Annotated in this window: 19 protein-coding genes and 1 tRNA gene; 11 read left to right on the top strand and 9 right to left on the bottom strand. The window is 63.3% G+C overall.

The features are described from left to right. The first annotated feature begins 2 nt into the window (after positions 1 to 2). Genes MO486_RS03050 through MO486_RS03060 form a run of 3 tightly spaced genes read left to right on the top strand, consistent with a single transcriptional unit; the run spans position 3 to position 2,583 of the window. Positions 3 to 1,232: a hypothetical protein gene (locus tag MO486_RS03050; protein WP_242904457.1), complete on the top strand. Its 1,230-nt coding sequence runs from the start codon at positions 3 to 5 to the stop codon at positions 1,230 to 1,232. Then, positions 1,225 to 2,280, top strand: coding sequence for an A/G-specific adenine glycosylase (gene mutY, locus MO486_RS03055; protein WP_242904460.1), 1,056 nt, complete (start codon positions 1,225 to 1,227; stop codon positions 2,278 to 2,280). Before MO486_RS03050 ends, mutY begins: the two co-directional genes overlap by 8 nt. A 3-nt stretch (positions 2,281 to 2,283) precedes the next feature. Further along, entirely contained in the window at positions 2,284 to 2,583 is a 300-nt protein-coding gene (locus MO486_RS03060) for an oxidative damage protection protein (RefSeq protein WP_242904462.1), read from the top strand. Here MO486_RS03060 and MO486_RS03065 read toward each other — a convergent pair. Beyond that, positions 2,565 to 2,975 carry a DUF6491 family protein gene (locus tag MO486_RS03065; RefSeq protein WP_242904463.1) on the bottom strand — a complete coding sequence of 137 codons (411 nt, stop codon included), beginning with the start codon at positions 2,973 to 2,975 and terminating at the stop codon, positions 2,565 to 2,567. The two genes, MO486_RS03060 and MO486_RS03065, sit on opposite strands and share 19 nt — an antisense overlap. Before the next feature lie 147 nt (positions 2,976 to 3,122). On the opposite strand from MO486_RS03065, the gene MO486_RS03070 reads away from it, so the two are divergent. Next, positions 3,123 to 3,198, top strand: a tRNA-Phe gene (locus MO486_RS03070). 195 nt (positions 3,199 to 3,393) lie between these two features. After that, a complete protein-coding gene (locus MO486_RS03075; RefSeq protein ID WP_242904464.1) occupies positions 3,394 to 4,980 on the top strand; it encodes an autotransporter outer membrane beta-barrel domain-containing protein in 1,587 nt (528 codons plus the stop codon). Positions 4,981 to 5,020: 40 nt separating this feature from the next. Here MO486_RS03075 and MO486_RS03080 read toward each other — a convergent pair whose 3' ends face one another. From MO486_RS03080 to MO486_RS03110, 7 genes are all read right to left on the bottom strand, one after another. Beyond that, a complete protein-coding gene (locus tag MO486_RS03080) occupies positions 5,021 to 5,293 on the bottom strand; it encodes a DUF2845 domain-containing protein (RefSeq protein ID WP_242904465.1) in 273 nt (90 codons plus the stop codon). A 676-nt stretch (positions 5,294 to 5,969) separates the two neighbouring features. Continuing rightward, positions 5,970 to 6,329: a hypothetical protein gene (locus MO486_RS03085; RefSeq protein ID WP_242904466.1), complete on the bottom strand. Its 360-nt coding sequence runs from the start codon at positions 6,327 to 6,329 to the stop codon at positions 5,970 to 5,972. Continuing rightward, positions 6,329 to 9,547, bottom strand: coding sequence for an RHS repeat-associated core domain-containing protein (locus MO486_RS03090; RefSeq protein WP_242904467.1), 3,219 nt, complete (start codon positions 9,545 to 9,547; stop codon positions 6,329 to 6,331). The genes MO486_RS03085 and MO486_RS03090 overlap by 1 nt, the downstream gene beginning before the upstream one ends. Before the next feature lie 89 nt (positions 9,548 to 9,636). Further along, a complete protein-coding gene (locus tag MO486_RS03095; RefSeq protein WP_242904468.1) occupies positions 9,637 to 11,370 on the bottom strand; it encodes a hypothetical protein in 1,734 nt (577 codons plus the stop codon). Between the two features lie 75 nt (positions 11,371 to 11,445). Further along, a complete protein-coding gene (locus MO486_RS03100; RefSeq protein ID WP_242904469.1) occupies positions 11,446 to 13,119 on the bottom strand; it encodes a hypothetical protein in 1,674 nt (557 codons plus the stop codon). A gap of 343 nt (positions 13,120 to 13,462) precedes the next feature. Further along, the gene (locus tag MO486_RS03105; RefSeq protein WP_242904471.1) at positions 13,463 to 15,976 is read right to left on the bottom strand and encodes a S8 family serine peptidase; all 2,514 of its coding nucleotides are present in this window, start codon (positions 15,974 to 15,976) and stop codon (positions 13,463 to 13,465) included. 219 nt (positions 15,977 to 16,195) lie between these two features. Next, positions 16,196 to 17,584: a S8 family serine peptidase gene (locus MO486_RS03110; RefSeq protein WP_242904472.1), complete on the bottom strand. Its 1,389-nt coding sequence runs from the start codon at positions 17,582 to 17,584 to the stop codon at positions 16,196 to 16,198. A gap of 266 nt (positions 17,585 to 17,850) precedes the next feature. Here MO486_RS03110 and MO486_RS03115 point away from each other — a divergent pair, with 266 nt between their 5' ends. Beyond that, positions 17,851 to 18,690, top strand: a complete 840-nt coding sequence (locus MO486_RS03115) for a DUF6689 family protein (RefSeq protein ID WP_242904473.1) — start codon at positions 17,851 to 17,853, stop codon at positions 18,688 to 18,690. A 29-nt stretch (positions 18,691 to 18,719) separates the two neighbouring features. Here the strand turns inward: MO486_RS03115 and MO486_RS03120 are convergent, their stop codons facing one another. Then, positions 18,720 to 19,178 (bottom strand): hypothetical protein, encoded by a 459-nt coding sequence (locus tag MO486_RS03120; RefSeq protein WP_242904474.1) that lies wholly within the window; start codon positions 19,176 to 19,178, stop codon positions 18,720 to 18,722. Positions 19,179 to 19,470: 292 nt separating this feature from the next. Between MO486_RS03120 and MO486_RS03125 the strand changes: the two genes are divergently transcribed. The 5 genes from MO486_RS03125 (at position 19,471) to MO486_RS03145 (ending at position 26,104) form a co-directional block, all read left to right on the top strand. Continuing rightward, entirely contained in the window at positions 19,471 to 20,310 is an 840-nt protein-coding gene (locus tag MO486_RS03125; RefSeq protein ID WP_242904475.1) for a DUF6689 family protein, read from the top strand. 146 nt (positions 20,311 to 20,456) lie between these two features. Continuing rightward, the gene (locus MO486_RS03130; protein ID WP_242904476.1) at positions 20,457 to 21,344 is read left to right on the top strand and encodes an FHA domain-containing protein; all 888 of its coding nucleotides are present in this window, start codon (positions 20,457 to 20,459) and stop codon (positions 21,342 to 21,344) included. Further along, on the top strand, positions 21,341 to 24,652 hold the full coding sequence (locus MO486_RS03135) for a serine/threonine-protein kinase (RefSeq protein WP_242904477.1): 3,312 nt from the start codon (positions 21,341 to 21,343) through the stop codon (positions 24,650 to 24,652). The genes MO486_RS03130 and MO486_RS03135 overlap by 4 nt, the downstream gene beginning before the upstream one ends. After that, complete coding sequence (locus MO486_RS03140) at positions 24,649 to 25,401, top strand: sensor histidine kinase (RefSeq protein ID WP_242904479.1); 753 nt, start codon at positions 24,649 to 24,651, stop codon at positions 25,399 to 25,401. The genes MO486_RS03135 and MO486_RS03140 overlap by 4 nt, the downstream gene beginning before the upstream one ends. A 16-nt stretch (positions 25,402 to 25,417) precedes the next feature. After that, a complete protein-coding gene (locus tag MO486_RS03145) occupies positions 25,418 to 26,104 on the top strand; it encodes a response regulator transcription factor (protein ID WP_242904481.1) in 687 nt (228 codons plus the stop codon). The last annotated feature ends 111 nt before the right edge of the window (positions 26,105 to 26,215 follow it).

The raw sequence follows: 26,215 nt of genomic DNA on the forward strand, positions 1-26,215 counted from the left end.
TGATGCGGCGGCGCATCTGGCTGATCACGCTGGGCGCGGCCGCGCTCCTGCTCGTCTTCGCGCTGCGTTGGCTCGCACTGCCCCCGCAGGTATCCGGATTCATCGTCGATCGGATCGGCCGATCGCTCGGCCTCGAGATCACTGCTGGCGGTGCCAGCGAATACCGCCTGCGCGGCACGCCACTGCTGGTGTTGCGCGACGTCGTGGTACGCGAACATGGCCAGCCGCCCCTGTTGCGCGCGCGCCGCATCTACGTGGCGCTGCCCTGGTCCACCATCCGTGCTGGTGGCGAGGAACTCATCGCACAACGCATCGAACTCGATGCCCCGCAATTCGACCTGCCCGCGCTGCAACGCTGGCTGGCAAAACGACCACCGGCGAAGAAGCGCACCCCCACGCTCACCAAAGGCCTGCGCATCCGCGACGGCCTGATCATCAACGACGACTGGCGCATCGATGGCATCGATGTACAACTGCCTTCGTTGCTGCCGGAAAAGCCGCTCAACGCACGGATCCGCGGCCGCTACCTCGATGCGCCGACCTCGATTCCATTCGATCTCGCCGTCGCCCTGACGCGTCCTGGCAACGACGCCGGCCTCGCCGTGATCGGTCCGTTGACGATCCAGCACGACGACTGGCGCATGCCCGCGCACGTCCACCTGTCGGGACCGCTGCATATCGGCGACGACGACTTGCGCATCACTCCCGCGCGCTTGGCGATGTCAGCGCGTTATCACCAAGGGGAAACCGATTTGTCGTTCGTGCTCGGCCTGTATGGACCGCTGCATTTCGACGAAGCGACCTGGTCGCTGGCGCCGGCTGGCATGGCACTGCGGGGACGCGATGTGATGCCCACACTCGACGCGCGCGGCGCGCTCGCACTCGGCCGCAGGCTGGTGCTGCAACTCGAGGGCAAGTTGGCGGAGTGGCCGCAGGCGTGGCCGACTTTGCCACCGCCGCTCGGGCAATCGACAGCACCGCTGCCGTTCGCACTGCGCTACGTCGGCAAACCGGACCTGACAGAAATTGTCGCGCTGCAGTTGCAGCGCGACGACACCCGTTTCGACGGTCGTTTCCGCCTGCAGGAAGTCAGTGCATGGATCGACGCGGGCAATGGCTCGCCGCTACCGCCGCTGGATGGCAGGCTCAGCACGCCACGCCTGGAGATTTCCGGCGCGCAGCTGCAGGGCGTCGAAATCACGCTCGACGATCCGACATTGCAAGATGAGTGACGATTTCGCCATTAGGTTGCTGGCGTGGTTCGACGTCTCCGGCCGCCACGATCTGCCCTGGCAGCATCCGCGCGCGCCGTATCGCGTGTGGCTGTCGGAAATCATGCTGCAGCAGACCCAGGTGCAGGTGGTGATTCCGTACTTCGAACGCTTCGTCGCGGCGTTGCCGGATCTGCCTGCGCTCGCCGCCGCACCGCTCGACGACGTGCTGGCACTGTGGTCTGGGCTCGGCTACTACGCCCGCGCGCGCAACCTGCATGCCGCGGCAAAGCTGTGCGTCGAACGCCACGACGGCGATTTGCCGCGCGACCTCGATGCGCTGACCGCCCTGCCCGGCATCGGCCGCAGCACCGCCGGAGCGATCCTCGCCCAAGCCTGGGGCGATCGCTGCGCCATCCTCGACGGCAACGTCAAGCGCGTGCTCTCGCGCGTGCACGGGATTGCAGGTTGGCCGGGACTGCCGGCGATCGAAAAACAGCTGTGGGCGATCGCCGAAGCGCAGCTGCCGCACGCGCGCCTCGCTGACTACACCCAGGCGCAGATGGATTTTGGCGCAACCCTGTGCACCCGCCACGACCCGGCCTGCGTGATTTGTCCGATGCAGCGCGATTGCATCGCCCTGCGCGACGGCCGCGTCGCCGAGCTGCCGACACCGAAGCCGGGCAAACCGTTGCCGGAACGACGCACGCTGGTGCTGTGGGCCGAAGACAGCGCTGGCCGCGTCCTGCTGCAACGACGCCCACCGGTCGGCATCTGGGCCGCGCTCTGGTCGCTACCCGAGCACGACGACCATGACGCCGCACGCCACTGGTTCGACGCCCACCTCGGCGGCGACTACGACCATGCCGAACCGCTACAGGCGATCGTGCATGGCTTCACCCATTACCGCCTGCAGATCCAGCCGCTGCGCTGGCGCGGCGCCGAGGCGAAACCTGCGGTAGGCGATAATGTCGACCTGCGCTGGGTGGCGCGCGACGAACTCGTCGCGCTCGGCATCCCGGCGCCGATCCGAAAGCTGTTGGAAAACACGCAACTACCAGAAGGCTGAGCGATGCCGCGTACCCCGACTTCAAGAAAAGTGTTCTGCCAAGTCGATCAACGCGAGACCGAAGGCCTCGACTTCGTGCCGTGGCCGGGCGAACTCGGCAAGCGCGTGTTCGCGCACATCGGCAAACCCGCGTGGCAGCGCTGGCTGGCCCACCAGACCATGCTGATCAACGAGAACCGCCTGTCTCCCCTAGACCCCAAGCATCGCGCGATGCTCGAGGTCGAGATGGAGAAGTTCCTGTTCGGGGCTGGCGCCGAGAAGCCTGCGGGCTTCGTGCCGGAAGATCAGGTACCGGAAGGCTGAGCTTTTCCAGCAGCACGCAGGGCCATCGCATCGACCGGACGGATTTCCTCGATCCGGCAACTCAGTCCCCCGCCGACGGTGACCCGGTCGAAACCGCTGCTGACGTAGCCGGCTTGCGAGCTCACAAGCAGTACCGGCGAACCGCCACCGAAGTCCAGGCACGGGCCCGACAGGCGCATCAGCCACACTTCCTTGGGCCGCATGGTCAATACGATGTGTTCGTCATCGACCTCTTCCCAACCGATTGGGTTGTAGTAGTGGATCCGCTTGACCGGCGTGCCGGCGTGCGCCTGGTAGAGCGCCAACCTCTCCTCGCGCGTTTCGTGCGCCATGCAGCCGGCGAAAAAGAGCACGCTGGACAGGGCAAGCAATGCGGTGCGAATGCTTTTCATGGCGAACTCCTTTCGATGGATGCCTCAAACGCATGATGCACTTGCCGAAAGCACGCGGAAGCCGGGCCGGGATTGCCGTTCAGCCTTGAGTTCGTCCCCCTCCGGCTTGCCCGGACTCGCCTGCCCCCGTATCATGCCGGGCTCGCTGGCCGAGTAGCTCAGTTGGTAGAGCAGGGGATTGAAAATCCCCGTGTCGGCGGTTCGATTCCGTCCTCGGCCACCACGCGATACCCGCGCCCTGCATAGGTTTCAGCCTATGTGGGGCGTTTTTCTTTGCGAGTCTAGACCCAGCGCGTCTGGATCGAAGCCATCCCGATTGCGACTCCTCATTTCGGCCGCGCACGAGGCAACGGCCTGGTCGCTGCCTGTTACCCGTTTTCTGACGAAATCGGGGCACGGACATGCCCGGGGAGGAAGCATGGGCAACACACGGATCGTCACCTGGGCCTTGGCAAGCGCGGCCCTGCTCCCCGGCGTGGCTGCATCGCAGACTGCCACGCAGACACAGTCCGTCGGCACCATCAGCACCTATAACTACGCCTACGACGGGCGGCGCAACGATGCGTACCAGACACGGATCACCGCCACCGTGGACGGGGCGACATTCCTCTACGACCAGCTCTTCTACGGGCAGTTGGCCGATGCGCAAGCCCAGGCGGGGCTCGCCGAAGCCGGAGCGGTACGCGGTGTCGCCGTCCAAGGCGCGCCTGGCGTCATCGTCTGGAGTGGCGCCGAGCTGATCGATTCCTACGAGGAGTTGATCGACAGCTTCACCGACATCTCCATCACCACGCTGGCGCCGACGTTCATTACGACGGTGCAGACCACGACCGGCGATGCGCCGAACAACGTCGTCTACACCGGCGACCGCGGCAGCTGCTTCGATACCGGCGTGAGCGGCGCGACCAATTACGCGCCCTTCGATGGCGCTTTCGCCAATTGCGACACCTATGAAGAAGTCATCGTCGCGTCCGGCACGATCAACACCAACACCCATACGTCGACGATCATCGAGACGCTCGAGACCTGGTTCACCAACTACGACTACCTGAACTTCGCGCATTACCAGTTGACCGGCCAGATGGTCCTGATCGGCACCGTGCATCCCGGCGTGCAGACCGGGCTGTTCGAAAGCGGCGCGCGTTTCTCCGGGCGACTGCTCGACGCGCCCGTGCCGGAAGCAGGCGGCCGCGCGTGGATCGAAGGGCATGACGGGCATTCCGAGAGCCGAAGCGAAGGCAGCGTGGTGGGCAATCGGCGTTCGATGTCGGGAATGACGGGTGGACTAGTCTTCGCGGCGAACGATCGCTGGCGCTTCGGTCTCGGCGTGGATCGCACCGACTACGGCATCGACGTGGTGGGCGCGCCCGAAGATGCCGATCTCGACCTGACGCAGTTCGGTGTGCATGCCGGCTATGGCACCGGTCGCTGGTTTGCCAACCTTGCCGTATCGCATGCGCGTGGCGAAGCCGATACCCGCCATGGCAATGCATCGATGGGTGGCGTTTCGACGGCGAAGTACGACATCGCGTCGAATGCGGCCGTGATGGAGTTCGGCTATCGGCTGCAGGCACGCGACTGGCAGGTCGTGCCGCAGGCGGGAATCGAGTGGGTGGAGGCGAAAACCGATGGCTTCTCCGAACAGGGCGGCATTGCCCTGGTCGCGGACCAGCATTCGGTCGAACGTTCACGCGCCTGGGCTGGACTCGAGGTCGGCCGCCAATGGCAATGGGCGCAACAGCGGTCGCTTGCGATCAGCATGCGCGCGCGGCTTTTGTCCGTATTGTCCGGTGAAGACAGGCTACTGCCCGTCGCCCTCGCGACGGCTCGCAACGAAGCCTTGATGATCACCGGTCCCGATGAAAACTCGACCGGCGGCGAACTCGGATTCGCGGCGATTCTCGGACTGGGCGGACGGGTCTCGCTCTACCTCGCCGCGCAAGCCCACCGCAACGGCGACGATGACGCGCACGGCGTCCAGGCAGGCGTGCAGTTCGGCTGGTGATCGAATCGAAGCGGTGAGGTCATTGCGACGTCACCACGCATCAACGTCGCGACTCGACGATGTTGCTGATGCGCCCTTCATGGATGTTGAACTGGACCATGCTGCCCTCTGGCAAGTAGTAGTCCCAGCGTTCGCCGATCACGGCGCCGTAAAGATTCTCGATGTCCTTCTTATTGCTCGGCTGCCCTGCCCGCTCGATCAAGGCAGCAACGGGGTCTCCCACCGACACGATGCCAAGCGGGAATCGATGGGTTTCGCCGGCGAATGCGAGTCCACAAAAGACTGTGAGAATTAACGTGAGCAGGGGGCGCATGTTAAGCAATCCAGAGTGGGGGACGGCCATGGAATCTACCCTCCGGCCAGTCGACTGGCAACGGAGCCAATGGCAGTCAAAACGCAGGGGCCAAATTTTCATTTGACCTAGCAATCGCCGCCGTCCATGTGCAGGTTCACGTGCTACCAGCGGCTGAAGCTGATCGAGCGCATGCCGCCGAAGCGAGAATTGCTGCGGCCGAACACACCAAGGCGCAGTCATCAAGCGTGCCAACAATCAACGCTCAGGTCTACGTGCAGCCGTAAAGCAGCATCTGAAAAAGGGATCCGACCATTTTGTGTCGGGCTTGCGGATTACTCGATGGCGGATCAAGACCCGCCCTACGCAGATCACATATGACGTTCCGTAGGGCGGTTTTAACCTGCCTTACGCGGATTCGACTCGGTGCTCGCCGGCGCGGCAAGCGCCGATCGTCACCCCAACAACGACAAGGCCCGCAATGCGCGCCTTGTGTTCTTATGGGATCGGTTTAATTGCCTCCGTCCCCTTTGATTGAAAAGCCCGCTCAATGAGCGGGCTTTTTTTCGGTCAGCGGTCAAATGAACCTGACCCCTTAACGTCCGACAACGCTACAAACGACAAGGCCCGCCATTGGCGGGCCTTGTGCGTTATGGGGTGGGCTTATTGCCTCCGCCCCCTTTGATCCTGGTTTCATTTACCGACCTCCGCTCCCTTTGATCCGATCAAAGTATCCCGCAAGCAATCCAACAATCGCAGGTATCCAGAAAATCAGGAGCAGCCATACATTGAAGTCAGTAATTACCAAAATAGACACATTTGCAATCAGCATGCCGATGAATATTGCAACGCCGCGAATATCGGATCGGCCACGCATAACGCGCGACGGGGCTGCTAAAAAAAAAGTATTAAAGCCAAAACACAACATACCTACAGCGATCAGTGCTGTAGTTTCGAAACCGCGAGCATAGAACAAGTAGACAGCAAACAATCCAACTGCAAGCGCAATCAGAGCTGCTTTGGTTAGATTATTTTTGGGGCCTGTAAGCCGTAGCATTACTCGGCCTCCTTCTTCTTTTCCTGAAGACCCTTTAGGCCAGCAGAGCCAACTCCTGAAGCGACAATGCCAGTCCTCGCAGCTTGTTGAGCAACACTTTTTTGCAATGCAGGTGTAGCAGATTGCGCTCGCGCCGCTTGGGCCGGCCTGGCCCCTGGGCGATTGCCAATTCTCTCCAGTCTATTGGCCTGGCGTTGCGCAACTTTGGTTGCTGGGGAGTTCATGATTTTCTGAGTGGCAAGCTTGGTTCCTCCTTGGCCTGCAGCAACATCCATCAGAACTCCTTCAACAGTGATGTCGTCGCCCTTTAAAGCAGAAGAAGTCACGCTAACAACTACATCTCCAAGGATCCCACCGAGCTTGCCTAGCCTGCCTGCAAGTCCAACGCCTAGCGCTCCTGTTCCAGCAGACACCATGACACTGGTGGTATCAAACTCTTCCTGCACTCCCGCGGCCATTAGCAACCCCTGCGTAGCGGCATCAATCCCCGCGCCAACTGCTGCCCCACACAAAGGACATCTACCGTCCGGGTCAGTGAATTTATAGGGGTTGTTGTAGGCGTAGGCGTAGCGGTTGAAATGCCTCATGTCGCCTTCATAGGCCGTCACAGGATCGACGCTCAGCATCATTCCGATGCTCGGGTCATAGTAGCGCTGCTGCATATATGTCAGCCCCGTCGCCGCATCCTCTACATGCCCGGTGTAACCCGGCCCATCATGGACCGCCCGATTTAACACCTTGCCGTAGGGCTCGTACTCGCTGCGCTCGATCACGTTGCGACTGGCATCAGTCACCGCCACTGGTGAGCCCAGCGCATCGGTATGCTGGTACTTGTAGGTGTAGACATTGGTGGCCACATCGCGTTCGCGAATGGCAATCAGGCTGCCGTTGAGCTGGACGTACTCCGACACGGTGTTGGCGCGGGCATCGCCGGTCATCGCGAGCCGGCCGTCCAACGTGTAGTGGCTGTATTTTTCGGCCGTAGTCGTATCGCGCACGCGCCGGCCGTGGCCGTCGTACACATAGCTGGAGCTGGAAGCCAGGGTATTCTCACTGCGCAGGCGATTGCCGTAATCGAAGGCAAAGGTCTGTGCGTCCTTGCTTTTCACGTTGCCCTGCTCGTCATAGATCAGCGCGTCCACCGCCGGACTTGCCGTGCCAGTGCACACCGGACCGCTGCGAACAAAGGCCAGGCGCCAGTTGGCGTCATAGCAGAAGTAATGGTCGCGGGCAGGTGCCTGCGGCGTGGCCCCCATCTTGGCCCGGGTCAGGTTGTCCAGCACGTCGTAGGCATAGACCGCTCCGGTACCGAACATTGGCGAGGTCGTAGCCGTCAACCGGTCCAGGTCGTCGTAGGTCATCGTCCGGTTGCCACGGTTGTCGGCCAGGCCGTCACTGATCGCAGCCACGTTGCCGTTGGCGTCAAAGTCGTAGCTGTCGTCCAGCACTGCCGGACTGGTGCTGTAGACATCCTTGCTGCGATCCGGCAACTGCCGTGTGTTCTGCGTGAGCGTGTGGACGATGCCGTTGCCGTAAGTGAACTGCTTCATCGCCCCATTCGGGAAATAGCTCACGCTGCTGGCAAAGACGCCGGCCTTGGTGGGTTGGCCGAGCGCGTTGGGGACGTAGTCCACCGTCACCCCGTGCCAAACCTGCGAAGCCAGGTGGCCGTTGGCGTTGTAGGTGTAAGTGATCGGCCAATTGATATTGCCGTTCCACACCAGACTCTCGCCGCTGAGCAGGCGACGCCTGTTGTAGTCGTAGGTCGAGGTGACCAATGTCCCGCCGTCATTCTGGGCGACCAACGACTTGAGCTGGCCATCGGCCCAGTAGTCGTACGTGGTGTCTCCCAGGCCATCATCGGGGAAGGTGAGTGTCTTGACTCGATTGCGGGCGTCGTAGGTGCGGCTGGCACGGCGCGCCAGGATCGCTGCGGTATCGCCTTCCTTGTCGCAAGGAGTCGTGCTGAGCAGGCCTGCGGCCGACCAACTCAGGTTGCCTGCCGCGTCATAGCCCATCAGGGTGGCGCCGGTTTCCGGTTCGACGGTCCGGCACAACTCCTGGGTGTCGCTGAAGTAGGTGTAAGTGCGCGTCGCGACTTTGGTGCTGGCCACGTCACGTCGGGTCAGGGAGGTCGGCTTGCCAAACACATCGCGAGCGATGTCGGTATAGGCGCCTGCAGGATGGACGATCGCCTTGGGCCAGTCGGTGCTCGGCTGGTCGTAGGTCAGATACGAGGTGGTCGTCACCTTGAGACGCGGGTTGGTGACGCGGGTCTGGAAGCCGGTCAGGTACTCAGTGGTCGTCGCCAGTACACCCAGCTCGGAATCCTGTTCAACGCGGGTAACGCGTTCGAGGGCATCGTAGCTGGTGCGGATACCCTGGGTCGGCACGGTGTAACCGGTCAGCCCCTGCATCGGATACGACTGGTACACGGCATGGCCACCGGCGTCATAGCGTGTGACGGTCTGGCTGAGCGTGCCGGCGGTGTTGGCGGTGTCGTAGCGCTCGCTGACCAGCGGACGCCACAGCGCATCGTAATAAGTGACCTGGCGGCCGTTGCCAGTGCTGACCGTCTGCTTCCAGTGGCCGGCGGGGATGCCGTACTCGGTCGCTGCGACTGGCGCAAAGGTTTGGGTGGTCTCGACCCATTTACTGGTATCGCACACCTCAAGCTGCGTTTCGGACGGATAGGTGATGCCGGTTAGTCGTCCCATGGCATCAAAGCGATAGCAGGTCTTGTATTTGTTCTCGTCGGTGACCGAGTCGAGCCAACCGTTGTTATTGACCACGGCCGACTTGCTGCTGCCCGTGGGCGACTCTGGCGTGGCCGGGAACTGGATCAGCTGCGGGATGCCGCGCTTCCAACTGGACAACGTGATCGTGGTGTTGAGCGTGCCGTCTCGGCCGTCAGAGACGGTCTTGAGCGTGCCGCGTTGCCCGGTAGTCACCGCTGAGGTGGTGTCGTACGTCAGCGTCTGCTGCAGTTTGCCGAAGGCATAGGTGCGGATCGGCAAGGCCGTGGCGGGATCGTAATCCGTTTGCGATTCCACTAGACCGGTGTTGACGTTAGTCGATGACTTCTGCTGTCCGATCACCCACAGGGACAAATTGTCCTCGTAGGCAATCGTGTCGGTGCGGGTGTAAGTCTGTGCCTGCGCTGGCAAGGCCAGCAGCATCCCCAGCGTCAGCGCCGATGCGATTCCAATGTGCTTCATTGCTCCATTCCCCTCGCCCTGTGGCGACAGTCCTTGTTCCAACCGCGCAGTGCGCGGCACGTCAATGCTCGATGCCCCCGCCTGCCCCGTCATGGGGCTGGTGCACTCGACTTGGTGACATTCGTCGGACGCGCGAGGTCGTCGTAGGCGTTCACCTGATTCGTGAATGTGCGGCCATCTTGGGTGATCTTTGTGATCAGAAGCGGATCGAACTTGGTCGCCGCCTGATCGCCACGCGTGTACCCCTCTACACCGATCTGCGCGGGGTAGGGCTGTCCTGTCGGATCAGTCTGGTAGGCGTATTCGACCTTCTTACGCAGCACGTTGTTGACATCGAAGGTTTCGGTCAACAGCTCTTTGCCTTCGGCTAGCTGCCAGCGATTACTGAATGTATGACGTGTGCGTGTGCCATCAGGGTCGCGGACATCGACATATTTGGTTGCTACGCAGCCACTCGTGCAATTGGCTTCCCAACTATTGTTGGGCGGTCCATACGAGTATTGCCACGTCATCGTCGGCAGCCCCGGGCCGGTCACCTCGCGCCTGACGAGCGACACGGTGTCGAACAAGTAGGGACGGTAGGCGTAATAGAAGTAGCCGCCCTCCACGGCACCACCGATGCAGTTACGCGGAATGTATGAGCGGCCGTGACGCGTTGGGGCGATGGTGAACGTCGCGGTTGCACCAGAGGGATGCGTGACCGTGCCGTAATAAGGGGCAGCATTTCCATGAGTAGCCGGGGGGAGGGTGTCGCATTGACTTGTCGAGGCGACGCCGCCATCCGAACTGTAATTAAGCAAGCTTGATAGGTGACTGAAGTCATACACCCAGCGACTGCCATCCGGCAGAGTGACCGTAGAACTTGTATACGTCCACGTCTTTCCTGCAGCGGTGACGGTCGTGGTGTCATTGACCCGCGTCACGCTAATCGATCTGCCATCACTGGCGGTGATGCTTTTCACGCCCAACGCATCGTAGGTATAGGTGACCGAATTACCAAACCGGTCTTCGACAAGGGTCGGGTAGATGTACACCCGGTCACGCAGCAAGTAGTCCACCTTGCGCGCCGAAACGGTGGGTGTCACTTGGCCTTTCTTGCCCCCTTTTTTTGGAGCAGGACCAGCTCCGACCGGGCGATCGATCCCACCCTCGTCACGCACCGCGAACCAGTCGAAGTGGTAGCGCATCCCATCGGGTGAGACACCAACGAAACCTTCGCCAGGATCATTCTTGGCCGTCGGCAGGCAAGTGAAGCGCCAACCCTGTTGGGTCACCCAAACGTACGTCTTGCCGTCCGTGGGCAACTTAACGCCCGTGGATTGGGCTTTCAGTATTTCCTGGCTCCCTGCTCCCGGTAAGACCAGGAAGTCGCCGTTCCAGTATTCGGTCGCATCCCATGTCGACGTTACATTGCTCATGCTGCCAACTTGGCCACCACTCGCCCAAGGCGGGGCGGCCTTACCGGCACTGCATCGTCCGACTTCGATGCCTGAAATCTGGTTCATCCGCTTCCAGACCACGTCCCGCGGATACACCCCCTCGAGATGCGGAACAGCAGGCAACCAGGTGCTTGGAACTTTGGGGTTGTCGAAAGAAAAGGCGAGACCGAACGACACTTTGAGGTCGTTGTTGCCACGCAGGTCTACCGTGGGGCTGAGGAACGACAGCGACCCGGTATACAGCCCGATCTGTTCGCCGAACATGCCATCGGGCGACAGCGCCTCGATGTTCGAGGACGGGATGACCTGCTTGTATCCCTCTTCCCATGCGTAGGTCGCCGCTAAGGCGTAAAGCGGAATGCCGCACGCCAGGCCTGCTGCCATGACAAGGCACCGCAAGCTGCTTTGCGAAACGGGGTTGCCTGAGCCGTTTTTCATTTGAAGTTCCATAGTTCCCATTTACTGCCCGCTCGATTTGGTGACTTTGGTGGGTCGGGCAAGCTGGTCCATGTCGTAGATCCCATTGACTTGCTCAACCTGCCAGGTAAAGACGCGCCCTTGTTGCGTTGTCTGTCGTTGCACCATGGGCGCGTGCCTTTCGGCTGTCCGATCGCTGCGGGTATAGGGGCTGTGGCCAATCCGCGACGGATAGTTCTGGCCGGTCGGATCGGTCAGATAGCTTGTGGTCTCAATACGCAGGATGTTGGTCGGGCCGGTGCCGGTCTCGACCTGGACTAGCTTGCCGTCGGTATCCAGGAACTTGTTGCCGAAGGTGTAGCGAATCCATTGGCTGTCAGGACCGGACACTTCCACCGTCTTGGTGGTCGGGCAAGCGGTCGGGCATTCGTCGGAAAAGCTGTCGTTGGTGGGACCGTAGCTGTAGGTCCATTGCGCCGTCGTCAGCCCGGGACCTGAAATGGTCTTCTGCTGGATCGCCAGTTGTGCGAACTCCTTCGCGTAGCGGGCGGTGTAGCTGGCGGATCCGCCCACTATCTCGTAACACACCCGCGTCACGTAAGAACGGCCGTGCAACGCACCCTTGAACGTAAACTGCCCCGTCGCGCCTGAGGGATGAACCATCGTGCCGGTGTAGCTCTCGGTGCCGGGCAGATAAAGTCCGTCGCACATGCCGCCTTCCGATGTCTCCATCTCCGCGTTCAAGCTGCCGAGGGCGTATTGCCATTGGCTACCATCGGGCAAGGTGACACTGCTCAGGGTGCTCGCGCCCGCGTTATAGGTCCATGTGCGGGTGCCATCACTCACGGTGGAGACGACGCCGGAGGCGTTGTAGGTGACGGTCAACTGCCGGCCATCGCTTGCCAGAATCTGCTTGAGTTGCCAGCGATTGGCGGCGTCATAGGTATAGGTGACCCAGTTGCCGAAGCGATCCTCTACGCGGGTCGGCATCAGCCAAGCTTCGTTGCGTGGCATGCGATAGCCCGCAAATATCGTCGGGGTGACCCTTCCTTTCTTCCCGTTCCCGCTCGCCTTGCTGGCCATCATTCCGGTGGGAACGTTGGTGCCTTTTTCCAGGGCCGGGTAACTGCGGGTTGCTAGCCAGTCGAACCAATAGCGCGTGCCATCCGGCGCGATGGCCAGGAAGGCGTCACCCCCATTGGGATCGGGGATGCAGGAGAAGTACCAGTGATTGGCCGTGACCCATAGGTACGTGCTGCCATCCGTAGGCCGATGTGTGTTCTCGGGCACGGTCAAAAGCATTTCCTGACTGCCTTGCCCGGGAACATACAGATGGTTGCCACTCCAGTATTCAATGCCGTCGAAGGAGGCGTCTTGATAGGTCACCTTCGGCGGAATTGCTTCATAAGCCGAGACATTGCAGCGGCGAGTTCCGGCACGAGTTAACCAGGCCCCACCAAAAATGCCCTGCAGATGCGGAATGTCGAAGTCCCAGTCACCGAAGGGACGATAGAAACTATCGATCTCGAGGCGTGGCTGCACGGTGTAACGACGACCGATGGCTACGGGCAGACTGTTATTGCCGCGCAAGCTGACATCGGTGACTGTGAACTCGGTGCTGCCGGTATAGAGGTTCACCTTCTCACCGAACAGGTCATTGCCGAGCGCACCCACCGCCTCGGCAGATTTGATCTGCTTGGCATACTCGTCGCTCATCGAGTTGCCTTGTGCGCAGACCAAGCCACAGGCGAGTAGGCAGCTTGCGAGTAACGCACGACAAATTGCTTTCATTCGATTCCCCTACCTATCCCTGTGGCCAGCCGCATTGCACGGCAGTAGCCAGTCCCTAGCCGACGTGGCACGCCCCGAGCGCGCCAGATGACCCGAGTCTATCAGCGGATTGGGTTGGGATTGTGGGGATCGTGGATTCGAATTTCGTCTTCGACTTTCCAGCAAATTCAAGAGCCTGTACGAAAATGCGAGCCGTTTCCAAATCTGCAAAAAGAAAGCGGCCCGGTTTCCCCGGGCCGCTTTGCAAGCTTCCGTGCCTGGATGCGGCTTAGTCCTCGACGCTCTGGTAGCTGACCTGGTAACGACCGGCGGCGACTGCGAAGGCGGCGCGGGTGACGGTCTTGTTGGGGTCGAAGTACGCGTGCAGGGTCGGGAACAGATCGAACGGTCCCTGAGTCACAGTAAAGCGCGCGTTGATCAGGCCGCGGTCCAGCGCCAGTTGCACGTAACCGCGCAGCGAGGCCGGGATCGAACCTGCATCATCGATCGGGAAGCGCTTGCCGTCGTAGAACACGGTCAGCTCGCCCGTGAAGGCCTGCGCTTCGTTCTGCAACGCCATGCTCTGCACCAGCGAGTACGCGAGGCTGACGCGGGTGACGTTGTCGTTCGGACGGAACGCGCCGTTGAGCTTGCCCATCACGCCGTTCTGGCCCTGCGTCAGGTCACGCAGCGCGCCGCCATTGGCCACTGCCGATTCGGCATAGGCATAGCGTGAATCACCGGCGGCCAGGTCGCTGAAGCTCGAGCGGCCATTGAACGGCAGGTGCTGGCGCACGCTCTGCCCCATCAGCAGATACTGCGCGAGTTCGCTGCGCTTGAGGTTCTGGTCGGGGCGGAAGTTGTCCGGATAGCCATCCACCAGACGATTGGCGACGGCGAACTCGATCGCCTGCCGAGCCGGGTGGTTGGCGATGTCGTTCAAGCCCGTGTAGCCGCCGCTGCGCAGGAAGCTGATCTCGCCATTGACGGTGCCCGGCAAGCCGTAGCCGTTGGTGACGTTGAGCGGATCGACATCGGCGCCGGACACCGAACCGATGCCGCGGACGCTGATCTTCCACACGCCAGGCTTGCCGGGGGCACCGGTGGTGACTGTGTCGCCAAGGACAGGCAACGCAATTGCGGAGCCGTACTTGATGCCGTCCGGATCGGTGAGCACCAGGGCCAGCGTGTTCTCGCCGATGGTCGCGCGTGCGGCAACCCAGGCGATGTCGTTACCGACGGTGAACTCTTCTTCCTCGACGGTGCCGACCGGGGCGAAATCGACCGAGAACGGACGGTTCGGCACGCCACCGAGCAGGATCGCATTGCTGTTGAACGTGCGCAGCGCGTTGACGGTGCCGCCCCAACCTGCGCGTGTGCCGGCCGCTTCGGCGACCGCCGCGTAGGCATTGATATGGCCGTGTCCAGCTTCCCATGACAGGCGACCGGTCATGTTGGTGGCGGTGCGTTCGATGATGTTCTTGACCTGCGCCGGAGTGAGATGCGGATTGGCTTCCAGCATCAGCGCGACGATGCCGGCCACGTGCGGCGTCGCCATCGAGGTGCCGCTCATGTGGGTGTAGAACGGCAGGTACGCCGGCGCCAGGGTTTCGGCGTCGTGTTGCGCTTCGAGCGGCGGCAATACGCCGAGCAGGTCGCGCGTGGAGACGATGTCGACGCCAGTCGCGACGATGGTCGGCTTGTTGACGTAGGTCCACGACTTGCCGTCTGGCATGGTGAACGTGCCGGTCTCACCGCGCTTGCCGCGCGATGAGAAACTGGTGAGCACGCCATCCTTTTCGCCAGCGCCGACGGAGATCACCCACGGCGCCTGCGCATACGGGTTGTGCGTGTCTTCGCCCGGGCCATCGTTGCCGGCGGCGAACACGCTGACGATGCCGCGCTTGTACAACTCGTAGGTGGCGATGTTGACCGGGTTCATCGGATCGAACGGACCCGAGCTGCCCCAGGAGTTGCTGGTGACGCGGATCGCGCTGTCGAAACTGAACTGGTTGGTCGCGGCGTAATCGAGACCGCCGACCGCATCGAGCACGAGGATTACCGCGCCCGAACCGTAGCCGACCAGGTCCGCACCCGGCGCGACACCGCGGTACAGGCCATTGGAACGCTCACCGGTGCCGCCGATCGTACCGGCGCAGTGGGTGCCGTGGCCGGAGCCCAGGTCGGTGTTTGGCACGCCTTCGAGGTAAGTGACCGGCACGATGCCCGGTGCGAACTCGGTGGCGAGTTCCGCCAGGATGTTCTGCGCACCGAGTACGTTCTGCACCACGTGTTCGCCGAGCTTGAGGTCTTCATGCGTGGCGTCGACGCCGGAGTCGTTGACCAACACGGTTACGCCGGCACCGCTGAACGGAATCGCGCGGCCGTAATCACCCGGGTTCTGCACGGCACGTGCGGCGCCGGTGATTTCGCGTGCTTCCTTGTTGAAGTAACGCAGCGGGGCGTTGAAATAGATCGAGGCGACATCGTTGCGCAGTGCAAGCGCGCGGATTTCGGCCGGTGTCGCCAGTGCACCGGCGATCGGCAAGGTGCGCATGGTGACGCCCTTGGTGATGCCGAGCGCGTTCAGCGCAGCGATTTGGCCGGTGGTCACCGGGACGGATTGTTCGTAGCTGACGACGATCTGCAGTTCATCGGTCGGCAGCGCGCTCTCCATGCGCGACAACAGCTGCGGGTCGAGTTGGGCGTCGGCGAGGGCGACGCCGCTGGCGAACAGGCCGGCAGCAATAGCGCAGACCTTGAAGGTCCGATGCTTGGCGGGGGTAGATGCATGGAACAGCATGGTGTGCGGTCTCCGAAGGACTCCTCCAAGATGAGGAGAGCCCGCAGTGTTCGTTACCGCAGCAACCGATCACATCCGTGGTTGCCTTCAACCGTATTGGGGGAAAACCACCAGCGCGCCCGCTATACGACGTAAGCACAACGCTTCTTGGTCATCGCGTGCGCAAGAAAAAACGGCCCGGGGAAATCCGGGCCGTGAAATCGTGCCAAGTGATGTGCTCTACAAACCCTGCGCCACCTGCGCGGCTTCGTAGGCATCGACATGGCCACTGCCCACTTCGAACGGCTGTCGCCCCGCCATCGGATTGGCGGTGGATTGCAGTACTTGTTTCACCGCCAGCGGTGTCAGCCCGGGGTTGGCTTCGAACAACAGCGCGACGATGCCGGCAACGTGCGGCGTCGCCATCGAGGTACCACTCATGTGCGTGTAGAACGCGGCTTGCGCGCCCAGCGAGAGATCCTGTGACACCGCCAGCAACGGCAGCGCACCGGTCAATGCGCGCGTGGACACGATGTCGACGCCAGTGGCCACCAGGCTTGGCTGGTTGACGTAGGTCCACTGCACGCCATCACCCATGGTGAAGTTGCCGCTCTCGCCGATCTTGCCGCGCGATGAGAAGTCGGCGAGCGTGCCGTCCTTGTTACCAGCGCCAACCGAGATCACCCATGGTGCCTGCGCGTAAGGGTTGTGGGTGTTTTCCGCCGGGCCATCGTTGCCGGCCGCGAACACGCTGACGATGCCCTTCTTGTATGCGGCGTAACTCGCGACGTTGACAGGATCGGTGGGATCGAACGCGCCGCTGGTGCCCCAGGAATTCGAGATCACCTTGATCGGCGCATTGAATGCATTCTGCTTGGCGATGGCGTAATCGAAGCCGCCGACTGCATCGAGGATCGAAATCACCGCGCCGGAACCGTAGCCAACGATGTTCGCCCCCGTCGCGACGCCACGATGCTGACCGGCCGAACGCGCACCGCTGCCACCAACCGTGCCGGCGCAATGGGTGCCATGACCGGAACTGATATCGGTATTGAGCTGGCCTTCGAGGTAGGTCACCGGCAGGAAAGTCAGCACAGAGGACAAATTGGTCAACGCCTGGACGTTCTCCACGACGCGAACGCCAAACTTGAGATCCTCGTGGGTGGCATCGATGCCCGAATCGTTGACCATCACGGTCACGCCCTGACCGGTAAAGCCCAAGGCCGGATCGGCTTGCAGTTGGTCGACACCCGACAGCTGACGCGCGTCGGCGTTGTAGTACTCCAGGTCACGATTGAGATGGATCGCGGCGACATCGTCGCGCTGTGCCAGTGCGCGGATTTCGGCGGGGGTCGCAAAAGCACCAGCGATCGGCAACACGCGCATCGCGATGCCCTTGTCGATGCCAAGCGCTTTCAATGCGGCGATCTGGCCCGTGCTGACCGGATTGGCCTGGTCGTAGGTCACCACGATCTGCAGTTGCTCGAACGGCAACGCGGTAACCAGCTTCGAGACGAGGCGCGGATCGAGCTGGGCATCGGCAAGCGCCACGCCGCTGGCTAGCAAGCCGGCAGCGAGTGCGCAGATTCGGAACGTTTTGGTGGGTGGGCAGGGATGCGAATGCGGCATGTCGAGCTCCTTGATGATCTGGCTCCGGGTCGCCCCAGGATGGGTGCGCAGCGCATTCAGCTCTCAGGGGACCCGCGATGTTGATCCGGCGTTGCCTTCACGGCGAACGGGGGAAAACCCTCACCGACGCGCTCGGAGCGACGTTCTGCGACACAACCCTCATCACGCTGCTGAACACAAGGCAGCGCTGGGTGAAACTACCTACAGACGCCGGGTTGGAATCGCGATTAGTCTTCGCGCTTCGTGGCCGCGGTTGTGGAGCAAGCATGGTGAAGTTCGCCCTGGCGTCGAAGGCCTTGTTCGCCGCCATGCTTTTCGTCTGCACAGGGATCGCCGCAGCACAATCACTACCGGTCACCGTGGAAGCATCGGGCAACCATGCCCATGCCTCGATCACCATCGATGGGACCGAGGTCGCAGAACTCATCCTCGACTTCCAGGACGCCAGCGGCCTGAGCGCAACCAGTCTCGGCGTGAGCGCCGAAGTGGTCAGTCCGCTCGACAGTTCGCTGTTGGCGCGCCTGCCCGACACCAGCCTGACCACACTCACCACCGGCCTGCCGGTGATGATCACGGTCGAACCGCCCGCCAACGGCGGCCTGAGCTTCCGCGACGTCGGCCGGCTTGAAATCCACACCCATGCCCTGCCCTACACGCTCGGCAGTTCGCTGCGTGTGTTCAAGGCTCCGCTGGGCGGTAATTTCCGCGACGTCACCGATGAGATCGCCGAAGGCAGCGTCCGAGCACGCAGCACTTATGGCGGCTTTTCGCAGTTCCTGATCCTCACCGATGTCCGCACCACTGGCGCGGTCATCAACGAGAAAATCGGCTGGCTGCGCGACAAGGTGTCGACCCTCCCGTTTAGCGAACGTGGCGCGTTCGACGCCAAGCTCGATGAGGTCCAGAACGCCGTCGCGCTGGGCAATTACACTGCCGCACTTGCCGCCGTCGACGCCTTCCGCGGCCGTGCGCAAGCCCGTGCCGGGCAATTCATCGCCAATGAATGGCGTGCCACCCGCGACGTCGACAACCAGGCCGGCAATTTGGTCGCTGGTGCGGCGACCTTGCGCTTCAGCGTCGCGTACTTGCGCGATTTCGGGCAGTAGTAGACCCGGGCCTGCCAATGCAGGTCCGGTCAGGGCGACGCCAGCAACAGGCCGACACGTGCGGATTGTTTCAGCGCGTAGGTCTCGCCAACCGCACCCGCCAGCAGTTCGTGGTACGACGGCAACAAGCCGCACAGCTGTTCGCGTGACTCGCAAGCCCGCATCCGCAGGGTGAACAGATAACTGTTCATGCCGGGCGCGACGGTCGCCACCTCCGCCATCAACGTGCGCGCCAATTGTTCCGACGTCACACCCTCGGGCACGAGGCCGTCGCGCTGGTTGAATTCGATCAGGCCCAGTTGATGCAGCTCGTCGAGCACCTGGTCGGCGTCGATGATGTCGTTGAAGCGCTGGCGCAACTCCCGCACGGTGAGGTCACCGAAGATTGCAATCAGCATCGCCCGAGCGCGACAGGAAAGCGGCTGTTCGTGCCGAGTGACCTCGCGCATCCCGGCGGCGGTCTTCACCGGTATCGCATCGCTGCGCATCGCCATTCTCCTTGGCTGCTTACGGCATAAACAGCGTTGCCCGATAGCGATGTTTCGTCGACGCGGGAAAGTCCCCATGCGGCCCAGGTGAAGTCCCCCAGGGGGCATGGGACCGCGCGAGGGATTTCTGTTGACAAACCAGGGGAAAACGCCTAGAGATTCGACCTGCGTCACGGTTTGGGTTCGTCCTGCCAGTCTTGCCGTACAAGTAGTGCTGCTTCTGTTCACAGGTGACCCAAGTCGCCAAGCCTCGAGACCGCCCTGCAAGCGGTGACGAGGCACAGGGGGTGGTATGAAGAAGCTCACGCGCTGTGCGTTCCGCATCTGGAGCGCGCTGGTTCTGTCGACGGCCATGACCTTGGCCCATGCCCAGTCTTTGCCCGTCGAGGTCAAGGTCGCGGGTAATACGGCTACCGCACGCGTCGGCCTTCCACTGGTCGGCACCTTGGCCGACGTGACGCTGACGTTCGATCAGGTCAGCGGCTTGACCCCTTCGAGTGTGGGGATCAGCGCTCAACTGGTCAGCCTCACCGACCCGCTACTGCGCGGCCGCCTGCCCAGCTTGACCCAGATCACCTCGACGCTGCCGTTGCTGATCACCGTCGAGCCGCCATCTGCGGGTGGACTCAGCTTCCGTCGCAGCGGCCGCTACGAACTGCACACCATCCTGCTGCCTTATAGCGTCGGCAGCCACCTGCGGGTGTTCAAGGCGCCACTCGACGGCAAGTTCCGCGACATCACCGAAGAGATCGCTTCCGGCAGCGTACGAGCGCGTAGCCGTTACGGCGGTTTCTCGCAATTCCTGGTGCTGGTCGACCTGCGTGCGACCGGGACGGTCGTCGCCGAGAAGATCAGCTATTTGCGTACCCGCATCGCCAGGTTGCCGGCCAGCGAACAGCCGGCGTTCACCACCCTGCTCAATGCCGCCGAGTCCGCCATTGCCAGCGGCAACTATGCCAATGCGATTGTGGCGATCGACTCGATCACCGCCCGTGCCACCGCTCGGGCCGGCACCTATATCCCCGATGTGTGGCGGTCGACCCGCGACGTCGAGAACCATGCCGGCGAACTGATCGCCGGCGCCGCGACGCTCAAGTTCAGCGTCGCCTACTTGCGCGATTACGGGCAATAAGGCGCGACGATCCGATCGCCCATGCTGCCGCGTCGGCGCTACGGCCAAGCCTGTTCAAGCGGGCTTGGCCGGCTCGCACCTGCACGGCAGCCTGCTGGAAGAGAGCGCCCATCATTCGCCCAGCCACCCCGCGCTAAGATGGCCCGATGCAACAGGCGCGTCTGATTGCCTATCCACCTGATAGCGGCGCCGCCATCATCCGATCGCTGGCGCCTGACGACCTTTTGCGTATCGGTAGGGCCAGCGATTGCGATCTGGTCCTCGAGCATGCCTCGGTGTCCCGTACCCATGCCGAACTGCGCGGCGAGCCCGGGGGGTGGCGCCTGCGCGACCTCGGCAGCAAGAACGGCAGTTTCATCGACGGCCACCCGATCAGCGAAGCCATGCTGGACCGGACCTGCTGGCTGCGCTTCGGCGACGTGCATTGCGAATTCGCGGTCCTGGATGCGGTGCAGGCTGCGGCGCTCAGCGCTCGCCAGCAATCGCGCCATGCGCAGTCGCAGGCGCTGATCAGGCGCATTGACCGCCAGGCACCTTTCGGTGCGCTGCTCGACGACATCCTGCGCGGCGTGCTCGAGCTGGCCGGCTGCAGCCGCGGCTTCCTGTTGATGGCCCGCGGCGACGATTACGTGGTGTGCGCGAGCAGGACCATCGATCCCAGTGCCTTGAACACCCGCAACTTCTCCGGCAGCGTCGGTGCCGTGCAGCGGGCGCTGACCCAGCGCAAACCGGTCGTGGTCAACCAGATGGACAGCGAGCCCTGGCTGGCTGGCCGCGCCTCGGTCATCGGCTTGGGTTTGCAATGCCTGGTGTGCCTGCCGCTGCTGGATGGCGAGCGCGTGCTTGGCGCGGTGTATGCGGACCGCAGCGAACCCGGCGAACCGATCACCCAACTCGATGTGGAACTGCTGAGCGCCTTTGCCGAAAGCGCCGCGGTATGGATGCTGGCCGGACAGGCGATCGAGGTTTTGAATAACGCACCGCGCTGGAAGACGATCGTCTCCGCACACACTCGCGAAGGACACATCGCGTGAGCGAGGCACTACCGCCAGCCGCTACCGCCACCGGCTTGTACGCCCATGCCGACTTTGCCGTCGGCGCGGTCCTGGCCGGGCGCTTTCGTATCGAAGCCATGCTCGGCGTCGGTGGCATGGGCGTGGTCTATCGCGCCACGGATCTCGCGCTGGAAGTGCCGGTGGCGCTGAAGTTGCTGCGCCCGGAACTGGCCTCCCGCAGCGGTGCCTTCGAACGCTTCCGCCAGGAGCTGCTGCTGGCGCGGCAGGTGTCGAACCCGCACGTGGTGCGCATCCACGATCTCGCCCAGCACGAAGACCGCTGGCTGATCAGCATGGACTTCGTCGATGGCGAATCACTCGATCGACGCATCGACCGCGATGGTCCCTTCGCTATCGAGGACGCGCTGCGCATCACCCGCCAGCTCGCCGAGGGCCTCGCCGCCGCACACGCCAAGGGCGTGGTCCATCGCGACATGAAACCGGCGAACGTCCTGCTCGACGGGCAGGGCAATGCCTACATCAGCGATTTCGGTATCGCACGCTCGCTCGCGAGCACCGGCCTGACCCAATCCGGCACCGTCGTCGGCACGCCGGAGTACCTGTCGCCGGAACAGGCGCGCGGCGACACGGTGGATGCGCGCAGCGACCTGTATGCGTTGGGATTGATCCTGTACGAGATGCTGGCGGGCAAGCCGCCATTCTCCGGTGGCACCGTCGCCGAGATCCTCGCGCAACGGTTGGTACGCACGCCGGAACCGCTGTCGAAGCATCGCAGCGATGTACCCGCATGGGTGTCACGACTGGTCGACAAGCTGCTGCGGCCGCAACCAGCGCACAGATTCCGCGACGCCGCGGCGGTGATCGCGGCGATCGACAAACGCGAAGTCGCGCGCGAGTTCCGTCCAGGTCTGTGGATCGGCGCCGCGGCCGTGCTCGCGCTCGCTGTAGCACTCGGCGCTTGGTGGATGCAGCGTGAGCAACCCTCTGCTGCAATTGCTGCGGTATCGCCGCCGCTGCAGCGACTGCTGGTTCTGCCGATCGTGCAAACCGACGCTGGCGACCGCGCGTTGGCGTCACAGCTGGCCGGCGCCGGCGCACATCTGCGGGATGCGCTGGCGGCGATCCCGGGATTCGCAGTCGTCGATGGGGAACGCACCGCACAAGCGCTGCGCCAACTCGATCCCACCGGCACGGCGCCGCCCGATATCGGCGCCTTGCGCACGGTCGCCGCCGCACAACGTGTATTGCAACCGCAACTGCTCGCCGAGAACGGTCGCTGGCGATTGCGGGCCGAATTGCACAGCGATGCGCAAACGCCGCAGCTGATCGAAGGCCCGGTCGCGGCTGATCCACTCGCGGCCTTGCGCGCGTGGACCACGCAAGCGCACACCGCGAATGCGCTGGGCCTGAAGAAGGCCACGATCGAAGTGCACCTGCCCGCGCAACCGAAAGCACTTGATGCCTACGGCAACGGCATGCTTGCCTGGCAACACGGCCGACTCGCGGATGCCGCCACGCAGTTGCGCTCGGCCACCCAGGTCGCACCGGATTACACCGCGGCGTGGTTGGCGCAGGCGCAGATCGCGCTGGCGATTGGCGACCAGGACGCGGCCTTCACCGCACTCGACCAAGGCCAGTCCTCCGTTGCAAAGGCAACACAACGCCTCCAGCGCCAGTTCAGCGCCGAGCGCGCCCTGCTCGAAGGCGATCCGCCGGCTGCGGTCGCGGCTTGGCGCGCCATGCTGGCGACAACGCCGGACGACACCTGGGCCGAACTCAACCTTGCGCGCGCGCTAGGCGCGGGAGGCGACTTCAAGGCCGCGGTCGCCAGCCTGCAGAAATTGTCGATGCGTGACGCGCAGGACCCGCGTACCTGGTTCGAGCTTGGCAAGTTCTCCATCCTCAGCGGCGCCTCGCGGCGTGCCGTCGACGACTACCTGGTGCGCGCACTGGTCCTGTACAAACGCAGCGGCAACCGCTTCGGCGAAGGCGAGACCATCAATGCGCTCGGCATCGGCTACAACCGCCTCGGCCAGACCGCCGATGCCATCGAGCAATACCGCAAGGCGGTGGAGTTGCGGCGCGCGGTCGGCAATCGTCGTGGCGAAGCGACCAGCCTGCGCAACCTCGGCAACCTGCTGACCCAGGCCAGCAAATTCGACGAAGCCGCAACCGTCCTTGCGCAGGCGCGCGCACTGCATGCCGAGCTCGACGATCGCGCCGGCCTGGCCGCGGTCGAGAACGAGTTGGGCCTGCTCGCCGAGGAGCGCGGCGATTACCGCGGCGCATTGGCGGCATTCCGGCGCGCGTTGCAGGCCTGGCAGCAGCTGGACGACCCGCTCGGCAAGGCGCAGGCGCTCAACGACATCGGCTTTGCCCACTATCAGCTTGGTGCCTACGACGACGCGCAGGTGTATCTGCAGCAGGCCGCCAATGGTTATGCCGAGATCGGTGACCTGACCGGTCGTATTCGTGCCGATCAAGGCCTCGGCCTGCTCGCGATCGCGCGTGGGCACTGGCACGATGCGCGCCGACTCCTGCAGCAATCGCTGGCGAACGCCGAACAGCAGCAGATGCTGGAGGAAGTTGCGGTCAGCCGTCGCCATCTCGCCGAACTGGAGTTGCTGCAGGGTCATTTCGGCGCCGCGCTCGAACAAGCAGGCAAAGCCGAAGCGTTGTTCAAGCAGCGCGATGATGCGCGCGGCCAGGCCGACGCCACATTGCTGCGAGTCCAGGCGCTGCTGGCGATGCATGCCGACGCCGATGCCGCACGCATGCTCGATGCAGCGGCACCGACGCTGGCTCAGGCCTCCGGCGAACAACGCGCAATCGCCGCCAGCCTGCGCGCGCAGTTGGCGCAAGGCCGCGGCGACGCGGCCGTTGCACGATCGCAGCTCGCAGAAGCCGCACGCCTGGCGGCGGCCTCGGGGGTCAAGGCACTGCAATTGCAGGTTGCCTTGCAAGGTCCGGATGCCGGCACGCTCGATGCAGACACCAGCGCACTCGGTCATGCCGCGCTGCGCCTGCGCTGGCTGGAAATGGCGATGGTGAACGCGATGGCGCGTGGTGATCCGGCTGCCGCCGTGAGCGCATATCGCGACGCGCAGGCGCGCCTGCGCGCAGGTGATTTCCAGCGCGCGGCGCAACTGCATGCACTGGGCGCGCGTGCGCTGACCGCTGCCGGCGACCCGGCTGGTGCCGCCACCGCAGGGGCTGCCGCAGCCCGCGCCTGGGAACAATTGCGCGCGCAGATTCCCGGCGAGCAGCGCGCTGGATTTGATGCTGCGACCAGAATCGCGGGCATTGCGATGGAGCCGCCATCATGAGCGACATCCCAAGCGGGCGGGATCATGATCAACGCGATGACTTGCTCCCTGCCCTGCGTGAGCAGTACGAACGCCTGCTGCAACGACTGGAAGCCAACGAACGCGAATTCCGCCGACTCGGCCGGGCAGTATGGCGAGTGCAGGAGGACGAGCAGCGCCGCCTCGCGCGCGAACTGCATGACGGGATCGGCCAGAACCTGACGGCGCTCAAGCATCGCCTCGTGCAGCTCCAGCTCGGCTTCGGTGTGACGCCGGAACAACGCACGCAACTCGATGCGGCGATTGCGCTGTGCAGCGACACCCTCACCGATACCCGTGAGCTGTCGCGTCTACTGCGTCCGCAGGTCCTCGACGACCTGGGCTTGGGCCCCGCCCTGCAATGGCTGGCACGCAGCCAGCGCGAATCCAGCGGCATGGAAGTCACCGTCGAGATCGATGCGCTGCCGCCACTGGACGGCGATGTGCAGACCCTGCTGTTCCGCGTCGCCCAGGAGGCCCTTAACAACGCCGCCAAGCACGCCGATGCGCGCAGTGTGTTGCTGCGATTGGTCGCCCGCAGCGGGCTGCTGCAATTGCAGGTGGTCGACGATGGCCGCGGCTGCGATCCCGATGCAGCCTTGCGCTCCGGTGGCAGCGGTCTCGGCGGCATGCGCGAACGGTTGCGCTTGTACGACGGGCGGCTCGAAATCCATTCCGCGCCCGGCGCAGGCACGCGCCTGCGCGCCGTCGTGCCGCTGATCGACGCGTGACCGGTACGCCGCCGACTTGACGGCGACCGGGGCACGCGCGCAACTTGCCGGCATGGGGATCGGCATCATCCGTGTACTACTCGCAGACGACCACACGCTGGTCCGCGAAAGCCTGGTCGGCCTATTGCAGGCCGATAGCAGCGTGCAGGTCGTGGCGCAGGCCGCCGATGGCCTGGAAGCGGTGACCAAGGCGATCGCCACACGCCCCGACATCGTCGTCGCAGATATCTCGATGCCACGGCTCAACGGGCTCGAAGTGGTCCGGCGGCTACGCGAAGCACTGCCCGAGACCAAGGTGCTGATGCTGACCATGCACCAGGAAGACGAATACGTGCTGCAGGCGGTGCGTGCCGGTGCTTCCGGTTACCTGGTCAAGGACAGCGCCGCATCGGAACTGCTTGCCGCCGTGCACAGCCTGCAGGCCGGGCGCGGCTACTTCGGACCCCAAGCTTCAAGGGCCCTGGCTGAGCAGTTGCAGCATCCTGAACGTGTGGTCGACGACCCTTATGGCCGCCTGACCACACGCGAACGCGAAGTGTTCCACCTGATCGTGGAAGGCCTGACCACCAAGGAAATCGCACGCAGGCTCGAGATCAGTGCCAAGACCGCGGAGAACCACCGCGCCCGCGTGCTCGACAAGCTCGATGTGCGAAACACCGCCGAGCTGGTGCGTTACGCCCTGCGCAAGGGCTTGCTGGACTGATCGCATCGGCTGCATCAGCAGCTGCAGCACAAGGACGACGTGCCGCTGAAGTCGATTGCCATTCCGCGGCACGATTTGCCATGCCGATCACTGTTACGCCGTATACGCGGG

It is taken from the genome of Lysobacter sp. CFH 32150 (assembly GCF_022758295.1).
In the GTDB taxonomy this organism is placed as follows: Bacteria; Pseudomonadota; Gammaproteobacteria; order Xanthomonadales; family Xanthomonadaceae; genus CFH-32150.